We start from the raw sequence: 13,960 nt of genomic DNA on the forward strand, positions 1-13,960 counted from the left end.
GCAAGGAGCACCCTGTGCCCGCCATCCGCGTCTTCGAGCCCGCCCTGTGCTGCAACACCGGGGTCTGCGGCCCCGAGCTCGACCAGTCCCTGGTCGACTTCACCGCCGACCTGACCCACCTACAGACCCAGGGCGTCGACATCGCACGGCACAACCTGGCCAACGACCCGATGGCGTTCGCCTCGGACGAGTCCGCGCGCGCGTTCCTGCAGGTCGCCGGCTCCGACGGCCTCCCACTGACCCTCGTCGACGGCGTCACCGTGATGACCGGCACCTACCCGAGCCGCGCCCAGCTGCTGCGCTTCGCGGGCATCGCCGACGAGCAGCCGGTCACCCCCGCAGGAGCAGTCGGACTCGTCATGCTCGACGCCAGCACCGACGCCGCCGGCGAATGCGGTTGCGGCCCCGAAGGCTGCAGCTGACCGCGATGCGTTTCCTCACCGACCCGCCCCGTTTCCTGTTCTTCACCGGCAAGGGCGGCGTCGGCAAGACCTCCCTGGCCTGCGCCACCGCCCTGCACCTCGCCGAGCAGGGCAAGCGGGTCCTGCTGGTCAGCACCGACCCGGCGTCCAACGTCGGACAGGTCCTCGGCGTGAGTATCGGCAACACCATCACCGCGATCCCCGACGTCCCCGGCCTGACCGCGCTCGAGATCGACCCCGAAGCCGCGGCCGATGCCTACCGCGAGCGCATCATCGGACCAGTCCGCGGACTGCTCCCCGACAAGGAGATCGCCTCGATCACCGAGCAGCTCTCCGGGTCGTGCACCACCGAGGTCGCGTCCTTCAACGAGTTCACCGACCTGCTCGCCGACCCCGCCCTCACCGCGGCCTACGACCACGTCCTGTTCGACACCGCCCCCACCGGACACACCATCCGGCTGCTCCAGCTCCCCGGTTCGTGGACCGACTTCCTCGAGTCCGGCAAGGGCGATGCGTCCTGCCTCGGCCCGCTCGCCGGCCTGGACAAGCAGCGCGCGACGTATGCGGCCGCGGTGTCCGCGTTGAAGGACCCCGCCCGCACCAGGCTGATCCTGGTGACCCGAGCACAGGCCTCTGCCCTCGCGGAAGTGCACCGCACCTTCGGTGAGCTCGACCAGATCGGCATCCACGCCGCGCACCTCGTCGTCAACGGGATCCTCCCGGACATCGCGGGTGACGAACCACTCACTCTCGCGGTCCGCGACCGCGAGAGCGCCGCCCTGGCCGGCATGCCCGACGACGTCGCCGCCCTGACGCGCGACGCAATCGACCTCAAGCCCGACAACATGATGGGCCTTCCTGCGCTGCGCTCACTGCTGACCTCGGACACCCCACCCGACACGGCGACGATGCCTACCGTCGAGGTCGATCTGACCGGGCACTCGCTGGCCAGCCTCGTCGAGCAGATCGAGGCCGACGGCCATGGCGTCGTGCTGTGCATGGGCAAGGGCGGCGTCGGCAAGACCACCATCGCCACCGCCATCGCCGTCGCACTGGCCCACCGAGGTCACGACGTCCACCTCGCCACGACCGACCCCGCCGCGCACCTCGACGAGACCCTCCACGGCGCCGTCGACCACATCACCGTCTCGCGCATCGACCCGGTCCAGGCCACCGCGGAGTACCGCGACCGGATCATGACGACCCGCGGGAAGAACCTCGACGACGCCGGACGCGCGAACCTCGCCGAGGACCTCCTCTCCCCCTGCACCGAGGAGGTCGCCGTCTTCCAGCAGTTCGCCCGCCTCGTCCTCGGAGCCAGCAAGCAGTTCGTCATCATCGATACCGCACCCACCGGCCACACCCTCCTGCTCCTCGACGCCGCCGGCTCCTACCACCGCGACGTCGCCCGCCAGATGGGCGAGACCATGCACTACCGGACCCCCCTGATGGTCCTGCAGGACCCGGACCACACCAAGGTCGTCCTGGTGACCCTGCCCGAGCCCACACCGGTCATCGAGGCACGCGTGCTCCAAGACGACCTGCGCCGCGCCGGCATCACACCCTGGGCCTGGGTGGTCAACAACTCCGTCGCCGCCGCCGGACCCCAGTCACCCTTCCTGAAACAGCGCGCCGCAGCCGAGCTCGCGCAGATCACCGAGGTCGAGAACATCTCCGCTCGCATCGCAATCGTCCCCCTCCTGCCCGCCGAACCGATTGGCGAGGAGCGCCTCGGCGAATTGACGTTGGCCACCAGTCCCTTCCGCGATTGCCCTACGGGGGTGCTAGGCCCGTGAACTGCAGCACTGCAACGGGTTACGCATGTCGCCAGACTTTGACGGCGGAGAAGAGCAGCAGTGCCACGATGAGCGGGACCAGGACGGCCTCGGAGACGACGCCGAGGAGGAGCGCCCCAAGGAACGTTCCCAGGATCGAGCCGCCGGCCATGACGGCGATGAAACTGGGGTGCTGCCCAAGAACGGTGAAGGCCTGGTCGCGGCTGTAGCCGAAGAACGCGACCAGCATTGTCGGCAGTGACACCAGCAGGGACAAGCTCCCCGCGAGCTTCGTGTCGACGCCGTAGAGCAGCACGATGGTGGGGATCAGGAGCTCGCCGCCCGCGACGCCCATGATCGCGGCGACGACCCCGATGCCGAACCCCACAACGACCCCGGCCACGGCTTGTGCCACGGCGGGCAGGTTCAGTGTGGGGATCGCGCCGACATGCTCGGCGGCGAACACCGCGGCGATGCCGACGAGGAGGACCGCCAGCACCCGGTAGAGGGTGGCCGCGCGCATCCGGGTGGCCCATGACGCTCCCAGCCACGCGCCGACCAGAGAGCCGGCGAGCAGGTTGACCACGATCGACCAGTGGCTGGCGACATCGGCGAACGGGACCGCGAGAAGCCGGGACGGGATCGCGACCATCACGACGATGAGGCTCATCGCCTTGTTGACGATGATGGCCTGCAGCGCGACGAACCCGAAGAGACCGATGAGCAGCGGCAGGCGGAACTCGGCACCGCCCAGTCCGACGAGGCCGCCGAGGAGACCGACGGCCGCGCCGGTCAGCCCGGCGAGCCAGAGCGGCCGGCCGACCACGTGGCTCGTCTCAGCGGCTCCTGAGCCGAGGTCGGCGGTCACGGCGACACAGTAGTGACCGGTCGGCCGCACATCGCCCGCCTCACCCCGCGCGACCTCAGTCGTTCACGGTGAGCGAGGCGTTCGGCACGCTAGGCGTCGATGACGACGGGGATGATGATCGGGTTGCGACGGCCGTTGTTCTGCGCCCATCGGCTGACGGTGCGGCCGATGATCTGCTTGAGCTGGTGGGTGTCGCCGATGCCTTCGGCCGCTGCCTTGGCCAGCGCTTTCTCGACGAGGGGGATGGCGGTGTCGAAGGTGTGCTGGTCGCGACCGAACCCGCGGGAGAGGAAGTCGGGCGGCTCGGCGAGGGCCCCGGTGTCGGCGTCGACGAGGGCGATGACGGTGATGACGCCCTCGGCGGCAAGGGTGCGGCGGTCGACGAGGGAGGCTTCGGTGATGTCGCCGACGGTGGAGCCTTCGACGTAGACGAGTCCGGCGGGGACCTTGCCGGTCACGGTCGACGCGATGAGCATCTGCCACCGGGCCGGGTACGCGCAGATGGTCTCCCACCGCTCGGGCGAGACACCCGACACCTTCATCGCCGACCTCGCAGTCGCCACCGGCTGCGGCCAGCTCAAGACCGGCGCCCCCGCCAGGGGCGAGCGCGTCGCGAAGTACAACCGGCTCATCGAGATCGCGGCGACCCACCCGAACCTGCCGTATGGCCTCATGACCTGACCGGCAGGCGCTCGCGCCATCGGGAGGTAACCGTGGACGACGTTCTCGACCGAGGGGAACGCTTCGCGTTCCGGTCACCGCTTCGCACCCCGCTGCGGTTGCGTGTGCGACGTATGACTCCCGAACGGAGCGGAGTCACCGTTGGCGCGCAGACGGTGTGGGTGCAGGCGGGCACGTGGACGATGACGATCCGGTTCGAGGAGATCGCCGCCGTCCGGGTGACCGAATGGCCCCCTCGAGCGCACGTCGGCGTGCATTACCTGCGACACGGGCGCTGGCTCGCGGCCGCCGCCCCGGGCCTACTGGCGACGCTGGACTTGGATCCCGTCGTGACGCCGACGACGGTCCCTCGCACGGCCCGCCTGGACCTCGGCCTCGCCGACCCCGAACGGTTCGTCAGCTGCCTCACGCCGCGACTGTCCAGCGATCACCGGACGCCGGACGCAGGAGGTTAGAACCCCAGCACCGACGCTGGGTCAGCGTCCTCTTCGTACCCGCCGTCGTCAGGTTGTCTCGACCGTGAGCACAGCCCCCAGGCCTCAGTTGTCAGACCGTCGATCGGCACTCACCTTGCACTGGCCGCCTTGACCAGCGCTCACCCGATTGCAGATGTCCCGATGTCATCACTGATCAATCGCTCGATCGGTGAAGCGCGGTTGACGTCGCTGACTGATCAAGGCATTCTCTGATACGACATCTCGTATCAAGGAGCCTCATGTCGGCGTCGTCACTGCTGCGCACCGCGCGTCACTCGCGTGGTGTGTCGCAGCGTGCGCTAGCCCAGGCAGCGCACGTGAGCCAGCCGGGCATCGCCGCCCTCGAGTCGGGGGCACACGACACGACCTTCGACCGGCTCGAGCTGCTCCTAGTGCCGCTCGGCCAACGCGTATCTCTGCTCCCGACGCGATCCCGACCGGTGTGGCAGGTCGCGGTCGACCTTCGCGCCGCCCTTGATGCGGGTGACGACAAGCGGGCATGGCGCGAGATCATCCAGTGCTCCGACGACCTTGCTCGCGAGACGTACGCGACGCGGGTGGCGCTGGCGGTCACGCAGCCGCTGCCGGTCGGAGACGCACGCTACGACGCTCTCCTCGCCGCTGTAACTGACTACCACCTGAGCCGCGACGCGCTGCCCCGACCGCTCTGGCTCGACCTTCCCGACTATCGGCTTGCCGATCCGTGGGATGTCGAGGCGGTCCCGTCGCTGCGCGACCAGGCACGACACGACACCCCGCCGGCCATCGCCCGGCACGGGGTGTTCCTCGCCGCGGTTGAGTTCGAGAGCGTGTGATGGCCGTCCTGCTCAGTCACGACGACGTCGAGATGCTCCTCCGAGAGCTCGCAGGACGGCTGCACACCGAAGGAGTCACCGCTGGCATCCGCATTGTCGGAGGCGCAGCGATCGCCCTGATGAACGCCGACCGGCGGTCCACGGCCGACATCGACGCGGTGCTGCTGCCCGCCGCACCGGTGCGCGCCGTAGCGGCCACGATGGCAGCTGAGCGGGACCTGCCCGCGGACTGGCTCAACGACGCCGCGATGGCCTACGTCCCGCTCCTCGGACTCGACGACTGGCACGAGATCTTCCGCGTCGGCGACGTCACCGTGTCTGTCGGCTCTGTCCAGATGCTGCTCGCGATGAAGCTGCGCGCCAACCGTGGACGACGCGACACCGACGACATCGAATACCTCCTCGGACGTTGCGACGTGAACTCCGTGCAGGACGCCCAAGAGATCTACGAGCGCTACCACGCCCAGGACGTCCTGACGGACTCAGCCGTCACACGCGTCCAGACGTGGCTCAACGCCCGCTGAGCCCCCAGCAACCTGTCACGGCACGCGCGAACGTCAGACAACTTTCGAGGCCCTCTTTGACGAGGCATGTCGTCCACGTCAATCCGCCCGTGTCCACGACGCGCCACCCCGGGGCTACCTGTTCGTCACACGCGTTTCGTGACGGCCACCTGCCATGAATCGAAGCAGACATGTGCATCGGCGGCGTGTACCGTCTGGCCCTGATTCTACTGTGGCACAACAGGTTTCCGGGTTGTGATGTTTCGTGTTGTCCAGTGCGAAGATCGGCCGGTCCTCCTGGCGGTACTACTCGCGCACCGTCGCCGGTGGTGCGTGTGAGTACTACGCCGAGCACGGCGACGCCCCCGGCCGCTGGCACGGCTCCGGCCTCGCGCAGCTCGGGCTGACTGTCGGTGCGAGGGTGGAGGAGCGCGAGCTCGAGGCGCTCTTCGGCCGTGCCTTGTCTCCGACGACAGGTTCCGCGTTGGGGTCGGCGTGGCGCGCGGATGCGGTGACCGGGTTCGACTTGACGTTCTCCGCCCCCAAGTCCGTGTCCACCCTGTGGGCGCTCGGCGATGCCCGCACGATGGCCGCTGTCGATGCCGCTCACGGGGCCGCGGTGAGCGCGGCGCTCGGCTACCTGGAGGCGCATGCGTCGTTGTCGCGGCGCGGCCGCGACGGCGTCGAGCAGATCGGGTCCGCTGGGTTCACGGCGGCCCTGTTTGACCATCGGACGTCGCGGACCGGGGACCCTCAGCTGCACACCCACGCCCTGGTGGTGAACAAGGTCCGCTGCGACGACGGTGCGTGGCGCACGTTGGACGGGCACGAGATCTACCACCACAAGAAGGCCGCCGGTGTGGTCTATCAGGCCGCGCTGCGGGCGGAGCTGACAACGCGGTTGCCGGTGGTGTTCGGGGCGGTGTCCGAGCATGGCCAGGCCGAGATCCAGGGGGTCCCCGAGGCGTTGATGTCGGCGTGGTCGTCGCGGACGTCGGCGGTGATGGCCGACGCGGTCCCGACCATCGCCGACGCCGAGTCCGCCCTCGGCCGCCCGGTGTCGGCTGGGGAGCGGGCCAGGATCATCAAGACCGCCGTCCTGGCCACCCGGCCGGCCAAGGACGCGCCCGTTCCTGAGGGGGACCGTCGGGCGCGGTGGGCGGCGCAGGCAGCCGGGTTGGGGTTCGGGGCGGACGCGGTGACGGACGCCGTCTCGTCCGCCCACCGTGCGGCGCCCCGGCTGCGGCCGGTGCCGGGGTGGGAGCACGCGGTGGTGGCGGACGCGGTGACGGACATCGGGCGACGCAAGGCGATGTGGTCCCGTGCCGACCTGACCACCGCGATGGCCGCGAGGATCTCGACCGCTGGGATCACCGCCCCCACCACTGCGGCGGGGGCGGTCGCGTTGGTGGAGGTCCTCACCGACACCGCCCTGACCCGGGTCGAGATCTCCGGCGCCGTCGAGCTCGGCACCGAGCGGTCGGGCGTGACCGCGCGGGCGTCGGACGCGAGGTTCGCGTCCCGGGAACTGGTGGACACGGAAGCGCGGATCGTGGAGCGCGCTGTCGCCGAGGGGTTCCGTACACCGGACCGGCTACCTCGGGAGTTCCTCGCCGCCTTGTATGACGGGCCCTGCGCCGCGTTGAGCGCCGATCAGCGGGCCGCGGTGGTGCGCCTGGTCGCGTCCCGGGACCTCGTCACGGTGATGACCGCACCGGCCGGGGCGGGGAAGACCACGACGTTGGCGGTCGCGGTCGCCGCGTGGCACTCGATGGGGATGCAGGTCACCGCGCTCGCCCCGTCGGCGCGGGCGGCATCGGAGCTGTCGGACGCGACCGGGGCACCCGGTCAGACCGTGGCGCGGTGGCTGCTCACCCACGACCACCTCGACGACCCGGAGCGGGCCAGGCACCGGTTGCGGTTCCTCCCACCGCGGGAGGTGGTCATCGTCGATGAGGCGTCGATGTTGTCCACCGCGGACCTCGACCGCCTCACCGCCAGGGCCGTGAACACCGGGTCACCGCTGGTCCTGGTCGGTGACCCCGCCCAGATCGGTGCGGTGAATGCACCCGGGGGCATGTTCGAACACCTCACCCACACCCTCGGCGGGCAAGTCATCGAGCTGACCGAACTCCACCGATTCACCCACCCGTGGGAGGCCGCCGCAACGCTGCGGCTGCGCGCCGGCGACTCCACCGTCCTGGACACCTACGCCGAGCACGGCCGGGTCCACCCCGAGGCCTCCAGCGAGGACGCCGCGGACGCGGTGTTCGACCGGTGGCGCACCGCCACCGACCACGGTGCCGACGCCCTCATGCTCGCGCGGGCGTGGACCGACGTGAACGCGCTGAACGCCCGGGCCCGCGCCGTCGCCGTCGCGACCGGTCAGGTCACCGGACCGGACCTGGTGAGGGTGGCGACACGGTCGGCGTCGACCCGCGGCCAGCTCGAGGACCGCACGTGGCGGGCCGGGGACGTGCTGATCGCGAAGAAGAACACCGCCCGCATCCCCATCGGTGCCGACACCCTGCGCAACGGGGACCGCTTCCGTGTCGTGGCCGCCAACGACGCCGGTGGCCTCGTCGTGACGGACCTCCGCGGGAGGGGCACGACCACCTTGCCGCACGGGTATCTCGCGGCGCATGCGGCGTACGGGTGGGCTGCCACCATCGACGGCGCCCAGGGCGCGACCGCCGACATCGGCATCGTCCTGGCCCGCAGTGGGCTTGATCGCGAGCACCTCTACGTCGCGATGACCCGCGGCCGCCTGGAGAACCACGTCCACACCACCCCGGAACTCGTCACCGGAGACGCCGGCCCGCACCACCACCCATCGACACGAACCGGCACGGCGGCCAGGGCATGGCCAGACCGGCGGCAACCCCACCCCACGCATGGCCAGACCCGCGGCAAGGGTGCGGACAGGCCCCCGGCATGTGTCCAGCTGCCACTTCCGGACCTTGACAGTGCGCTCGCGCAGCTCGCCCGCGCCGTCGCGACCAGCGGGCGCGAACGCGCCGCGCACTCCCTGCTCGACCCGCCCGTGCAGGTAGCACGGGAAGCGGCCTGGGCCAAGGCCGACGCTGCACAACCGGGCCGGCAGGTCCCCGTCGAGCACCGCCGCCACCAAGCCGACCTCGACCGCGCCCGCGACGAACGCGACCGCGCCCGACGCCACCTCGACCGGCTCGCCGGCGAGCTCCGCACCGCCGAAACGGACCTGGGCAATGTGGGGTTCTTCGCCCGCAAGCGCCGCGCCGAGCTCACCGCGAAGGTGACCTTCACCCAACGAATCGTCGGCGATGCCGTCGACTCGCTCGAACGCGCCGAGACGAAGGTGACCCGCATGGCTGGTGTCGTCGACGCCGACACCCACGAGCGGACCCTCGGTGACGACAAGGACCGGCAGGTCCGCCTCGAGACCTGGCGAGCACGAGGCACCTGGCACATCGCGGACCCCAACACCCACACCGGCCCCGACGACCCCGCCCTCCAGCCCGCTCGGCCCGTCCCCTTCGTCGAGCCCTATGCGATCGAGCACGACCCACCGCATCGCGACCATGGCTACGACCTGGGAATCAGTCGGTAACGCCTCCCGTCCTTACGGGCGTCGAGACAAATGACGCGACATTCCTGACCATGCGCGCACACCACGCCTTGGAGGACAGACGACGACACGGACGCACGTGGACGTGCGTGGACTTCCGTATGGGATCGTGTCCGGATCGTTGCGGAATCTCCCCGGTTTCCCCGGCCTGTCCTGCACTCCTCCAGATAGGGGGACATTTCGTTCCCACCTGATGGACCCCGGTGGAGGCAAGCCATGGATGCTCACGAGAAGTCAGCGCGGCTATGCCTGACCAGGCCGCCGCCGCGCACGCGGAGCACGCCGTCGGCCGCTCCTCGTCGCGCGGGTTGGGCCTGTCGACCTCCTCCGGCGCGCATCATCTCTGGTGAACCCCTGCACACGACGGCAGCGCCTGCACGACGACACGCACCTGTCCGCTGGCGTGATCCACAGCCAGCCTGCGCCGCTGAGCCGTCCACAGCACCAGCCCAGCGCACTTGCACGACTCATCCCCTCGAGCCCCGATGGACCGGGGCCGTCTCATCACAAGCCCTTGGAGGAGCAATGCCTCGTCGCGGAACCACGCCACCGACCGCCGATCCCGCATGCACGCTGCTGACCGTCGAGCAAGCGGCCCGCCGCCTCGGGGTCGGCCGGAGCACCATGTACGCGCTTCTCTCGCGGGGCGAGATCGAGAGCATCCAGATCGGTCACCTGCGCAGGATCCCGGTCGATGCGATCGGCATCTTCATCGACGAGCGACGGGCCGCTGCTGCCATGGCGTACGGGGTGTGATGTGCCGCAGCACAACACTCTCGGACGCGGTCCGAAGCAGGGAAACGGTGCGGGCTCGATCACCGAGCGCAACGACGGACGCTGGATGGTGCGCGTCACCGACCCGACGTCCGGGAAACGGCGAACCGCCTACGCCTCGACCCACGCCGAGGCAGTGCGGAAGCGGCGAAGCATGCTGGCGAAGGCCGAGCGGCGCGAGTCCGTCCTCGACTCGGCCGCGACCCTGCGCACCTGGGCCGACGACTGGACCGCCTCCGGCCGAGCCGCCCGGCGCCGGCGAGAGTCCACCGTTGGTGCGTACGTCTACCGGCTCGACGCCTACGTGCTCCCCACCATCGGCGGTGTGCGCCTGCGTGACCTCACGCCGCTCCATATCGACGACCTGTCCCACGGCTTGGCTGAGAAGGGCTTGTCGGCGGCCACGATCAAGGGCTCGTTGATCGCGCTCTCGGCGTGCCTCGACGATGCGGTGCGAGGTCGACTCCTCACCGCCAACCCGGCCCGCGGGGTGACCGTGCCCGAGTCGGCGCCGCGCACTGCCGAGGTCGTTCCCCCGACCACCGAGCAGGTTCGGGCGCTGCTGGCCGAGCTCGAGGGGACCGACCTCGAACGACTCGTCGCACTCATCGTGGGAACCGGGTGCCGGATCGGTGAGGCCCTCGCGGTGCGCTGGGCCGACCTCGACCTCGACCTCGACGGCGGTTCGTGGCGAATCCGCGGCACCACCTCGCTCACCGTCTCCGGGTCCACCGTCGTCGGCAACCGCACCAAGTCCGGCGGCGCCCGGCGCGTGGCGCTGTCACCGCTGGTCGTCGCGCAGCTCGTCCGCCAGCGAGCCCACGTGGACGGGCAGCGCCGAGCGGCTCGCTCCGCCTGGGTGGAGAACGATCTCGTCTTCCCCACCAGCATCGGCACCCCTCAGCACTCCGGCAACGTCCGGCGAGGATTCCGCGAGGCAGCAACCGCCGCCGGCTTCCCGGGCTCGTTCCACGCTCTTCGCCACTACGTCGCGACAGCCGGCCTGTCGGTGCTCCCCCCGGCCGTCGTGGCCAAGCAGCTGGGCCACCGCCGTGCGTCCCTGACCATGGACGTCTACGGCCATCTGCTGGTCGACGACTCCGCCGTGCTCGCCGCGTTGGTGTCAGGGTTGGTGTCAAACCCAAACGCCTCTCCGTGACGAGAGGCGTTTGCGCAGGTCACAGCGTTGGGTGGTGGGGCGGGTGGGGCTCGAACCCACGACCTGACGGATTATGAGTCCGCTGCTCTGACCAGCTGAGCTACCGCCCCGACGGCGGCAGCCTAGCCACGGCCCGCCGCGCCCCCGCGCCACACCGTTGCCGCTCCGTCCCGCGGCGCCGGGTGTCCGGACGACGGGACGAGGTCCGCGTCCGAGCGGAGGTCCGTGCCGCGGTGCGGCAGAGTGGGAGCGTGAGCGACGAGCGCAGCGACGCCCCCGACGACGGGTCGGGCGGCGGCATCGGCGGGCTCGTCAACGGCGTGCGCGACTGGGCCGACGACTTCCAGCGCCGGCACTCGCTGTTCGGGTTCCCCTACGCCGTCATCAAGAAGTACGGCGACGACGAGGGCGGCCGCCACGCCGCGCTCATCACCTACTACGGCTTCCTCAGCCTGTTCCCGTTCCTGCTGCTCGTCACGTGGTCGCTCTCGCAGATCCTCCAGGACCCCGCGACGCGCGAGAAGGTCATCGCGGCGATCGTGCCGCCCGAGTTCGCCGACACCATCGACGCGGCCGTGCGCGCGCTGCCCTCCAGCGGCATCCCGCTGGTCATCGGCATCGTCGGCCTGCTGTTCTCCGGCCTCGGCGTGGTCTTCACGGCGTACCAGACGCTCAACCACATCGCCGCCGTCCCGCACCGCAAGCGGCTCGAGTTCCTCCCGCGCTACCTGCGGGTGGTCGCGATGCTGCTCCTGCTCATCGTCGGCACCGCCGGCATCGGCTTCCTCACCGCGGCCGCGGGATCGATCCCCGGGCTCTCGTCGGTGTCCCGCGTCGCCGCCTACCTCGGCACCGTGGTGCTCGTGTTCCTGCTGCTGTGGGCCGCCACCGGTCTGCTGCTGCCGGGGCGCTCGGGGATCGGCGCGGTGTGGCCGGCCGCACTGGTCGGCGGCATCGTCGTCGCCGCCGTGCTGACCTTCGGCACCGCGCTGCTGACCCGCCTGGTGCAGCGCTCGGGCGCGGTCTACGGCAGCTTCGCCACGATCGTGGGCTTCTTCACCCTCATGTACCTCGTGAGCCAGGTGCTCGTCTACGGCGGGGAGGTCGCCATGGTGCGCCGCCGGCGCCTGTGGCCGCGCGCGCTGGACACCATGAAGCCCACCGACGCCGACCGTCGTGCGCTCGCGCTGCTCGCCCGCGAGCAGGAGCGGCTGCGCATCGAGCGCATCGGCACCCGGTTCGACGCCGACCCCGACTGACACCGGCGGGTCGCCCGGTTCCTAGGCTGACGCCGTGATCACCGTGGACGTGCGCGAGGCTGCTCAGTGGTTCGGGTTCGGTGTCGCCGGCAACTTCGCCGGCCACCTCGAGCAGGCCGGCGAGGCGGCCGACTTCGTCAGCGTCGGGGGCGACGACACGGCGCCCAAGGGGATCTTCCCGTTCCACGTGCCCGGCGCCTCGACGTTCCTGGGGCAGTTCCCGCTCTCCTCCGACGCCGTCGTGCTGCCGGTGTCCGACGTCGCGCTGAACCTCCAGATCGAGCCCGAGGCCGCGCTCGTGGCACGGGTGACCTACGACGCGGCCGGCGCCGTCAGCGGTCTCGCGCCCGTGGCGATCGGCGCGTTCAACGACTGCTCGATCCGTCGCGAGGGGGCGCGCAAGATCAGCGAGAAGAAGAACTGGGGGCCGGCGTCGAAGGGCCTGGCCGCCTCGCTGTTCGAGGTCGACAGCCTCGACGCCGACGGGCCCACGGCGCCGCTGCGCATCGCGAGCTTCCTGCGCCGCGGCACCGAGACGCACGCCTACGGCCAGGACAGCCCGGTGCTCGGCTACTCCTACTACGGCTCGCGGCTGCTCGACTGGGTCGTCGAGCGCCTCGTGAACCAGAAGGGCTCACCGGACACCCCGCTCGAGGACGTCGGCGCCCTGCTGGCCGCGGCCGGCTCTCCGACCACGGTGCTCGTCGGCATCGGCGCGACGCGCTACACCGACTTCGGCGCCACGCACTTCCTCGTGGACGGCGACGACAGCGTGGTGATCGTCTACGACGGCACCGGGAGCACCCCGGAGCAGGTCGCCGCGGCCGTGGCCGCGGGGCGCGAGCACGACCTGCCCGCCGCGTCGGTGCTCACCCAGCGCGTCCGCACCGCCTGAGCCTGCGGCCTCCCGACACGACGGACGCCGCCCCGAGGGACGGCGTCCGGTGGTCGTGGCTCCCGCGATTGGACTCGAACCAATAACCGCCCGATTAACAGTCGGGAGCTCTGCCGATTGAGCTACGCGGGATCGTGCACTGCCGCCGCACCTCGCGGTGCCGCGGCCGTCGGAGGATAGCAAGGGGCGAGCACGGGCCGGAAATCGCGGGCGGGCCGGTCAGACCCCGAGCGAGACCCTCAGCTCGGCCAGCGCCTCGTCCGCGCGGCGGCGCAGCTCGGGGTCGCGCGGGTCGAGCCCGGCGTCGAACACCACCGACCAGCGCAGCTCGGTCGACCCGGGCTGGCGGCGGGCCAGCACCCGGATCCCCCGCTCCCCCACCAGGTCCACCCGGCGCTGCACGACGATGCTGGCGTTGACCCGCTCGCGGACCACTTCCGGCAGCGAGCCGGGGTCCTCGTCGTAGCCGATGCGCGAGGTGACCGGCGGTCCGCCCGGCACCTCCTGGGCCACCAGCTCCAGCGCGCCCTCGACCCACGACGCGCGCACGACGAGATCCCACGGCACCCGCGTCGCGACGCCGTCGACCTCGGGCAGCAGCAGCGCGGTCTCGGTCGCGACCACGGACGAGCGCCCCGACGGCGCCCACGCGAGCACGCGCTCACCGGGCACCCGGGCGCGCACCTCCGCGGGCGGACGCAGCCTCATGCGCTCCCCCTCGACCCG

At 70.9% G+C, this 13,960-nt stretch carries 14 protein-coding genes and 2 tRNA genes; 11 read left to right on the forward strand and 5 right to left on the reverse strand.

Features of this window, described 5'->3' with window-relative positions; translation table 11 throughout:
• The first annotated feature begins 14 nt into the window (after positions 1-14).
• Positions 15-422: an arsenite efflux transporter metallochaperone ArsD gene (arsD, locus tag GC157_13860; protein MBI1378552.1), complete on the forward strand. Its 408-nt coding sequence runs from the start codon at positions 15-17 to the stop codon at positions 420-422.
• Between the two features lie 5 nt (positions 423-427).
• Positions 428-2,218 (forward strand): arsenical pump-driving ATPase, encoded by a 1,791-nt coding sequence (gene arsA, locus GC157_13865; protein MBI1378553.1) that lies wholly within the window; start codon positions 428-430, stop codon positions 2,216-2,218.
• 19 nt (positions 2,219-2,237) lie between these two features.
• Here the strand turns inward: arsA and GC157_13870 are convergent, their stop codons facing one another.
• Both GC157_13870 and GC157_13875 read right to left on the reverse strand, forming a co-directional pair.
• Positions 2,238-3,023 carry a TSUP family transporter gene (locus GC157_13870; GenBank protein MBI1378554.1) on the reverse strand — a complete coding sequence of 262 codons (786 nt, stop codon included), beginning with the start codon at positions 3,021-3,023 and terminating at the stop codon, positions 2,238-2,240.
• Positions 3,024-3,154: 131 nt separating this feature from the next.
• The gene (locus GC157_13875; protein ID MBI1378555.1) at positions 3,155-3,523 is read right to left on the reverse strand and encodes a hypothetical protein; all 369 of its coding nucleotides are present in this window, start codon (positions 3,521-3,523) and stop codon (positions 3,155-3,157) included.
• Positions 3,524-3,533: 10 nt separating this feature from the next.
• On the opposite strand from GC157_13875, the gene GC157_13880 reads away from it, so the two are divergent.
• The 7 genes from GC157_13880 to GC157_13910 all read left to right on the forward strand — a co-directional run bounded on the left by GC157_13880 (position 3,534) and on the right by GC157_13910 (position 11,080).
• Entirely contained in the window at positions 3,534-3,746 is a 213-nt protein-coding gene (locus GC157_13880; GenBank protein MBI1378556.1) for a hypothetical protein, read from the forward strand.
• A gap of 32 nt (positions 3,747-3,778) precedes the next feature.
• Complete coding sequence (locus tag GC157_13885; GenBank protein ID MBI1378557.1) at positions 3,779-4,201, forward strand: hypothetical protein; 423 nt, start codon at positions 3,779-3,781, stop codon at positions 4,199-4,201.
• Positions 4,202-4,461: 260 nt separating this feature from the next.
• Entirely contained in the window at positions 4,462-5,037 is a 576-nt protein-coding gene (locus tag GC157_13890; protein MBI1378558.1) for a helix-turn-helix domain-containing protein, read from the forward strand.
• Entirely contained in the window at positions 5,037-5,561 is a 525-nt protein-coding gene (locus GC157_13895) for a hypothetical protein (GenBank protein MBI1378559.1), read from the forward strand. The genes GC157_13890 and GC157_13895 overlap by 1 nt, the downstream gene beginning before the upstream one ends.
• A 244-nt stretch (positions 5,562-5,805) precedes the next feature.
• Positions 5,806-9,129 carry a relaxase domain-containing protein gene (locus GC157_13900; GenBank protein MBI1378560.1) on the forward strand — a complete coding sequence of 1,108 codons (3,324 nt, stop codon included), beginning with the start codon at positions 5,806-5,808 and terminating at the stop codon, positions 9,127-9,129.
• Between the two features lie 543 nt (positions 9,130-9,672).
• A complete protein-coding gene (locus GC157_13905) occupies positions 9,673-9,903 on the forward strand; it encodes a helix-turn-helix domain-containing protein (protein ID MBI1378561.1) in 231 nt (76 codons plus the stop codon).
• Positions 9,842-11,080, forward strand: coding sequence for a tyrosine-type recombinase/integrase (locus tag GC157_13910; protein MBI1378562.1), 1,239 nt, complete (start codon positions 9,842-9,844; stop codon positions 11,078-11,080). The genes GC157_13905 and GC157_13910 overlap by 62 nt, the downstream gene beginning before the upstream one ends.
• A 32-nt stretch (positions 11,081-11,112) precedes the next feature.
• On the opposite strand, the gene GC157_13915 is transcribed toward GC157_13910, so the two are convergent.
• Positions 11,113-11,190, reverse strand: a tRNA-Ile gene (locus GC157_13915).
• A 249-nt stretch (positions 11,191-11,439) separates the two neighbouring features.
• Here GC157_13915 and GC157_13920 point away from each other — a divergent pair.
• Positions 11,440-12,339, forward strand: a complete 900-nt coding sequence (locus GC157_13920; protein ID MBI1378563.1) for a ribonuclease BN — start codon at positions 11,440-11,442, stop codon at positions 12,337-12,339.
• Between the two features lie 34 nt (positions 12,340-12,373).
• Entirely contained in the window at positions 12,374-13,234 is an 861-nt protein-coding gene (locus GC157_13925; GenBank protein ID MBI1378564.1) for a hypothetical protein, read from the forward strand.
• 56 nt (positions 13,235-13,290) lie between these two features.
• Here the strand turns inward: GC157_13925 and GC157_13930 are convergent.
• Together GC157_13930 and GC157_13935 are read right to left on the reverse strand one after the other, a co-directional pair.
• Positions 13,291-13,366: transfer RNA gene (locus GC157_13930), tRNA-Asn, on the reverse strand.
• Between the two features lie 87 nt (positions 13,367-13,453).
• Positions 13,454-13,942: a hypothetical protein gene (locus GC157_13935; protein ID MBI1378565.1), complete on the reverse strand. Its 489-nt coding sequence runs from the start codon at positions 13,940-13,942 to the stop codon at positions 13,454-13,456.
• Between the last annotated feature and the right edge of the window lie 18 nt (positions 13,943-13,960).

The organism is Frankiales bacterium, from assembly GCA_016125335.1.
In the GTDB taxonomy this organism is placed as follows: Bacteria; Actinomycetota; Actinomycetes; order S36-B12; family CAIYMF01; genus Longivirga.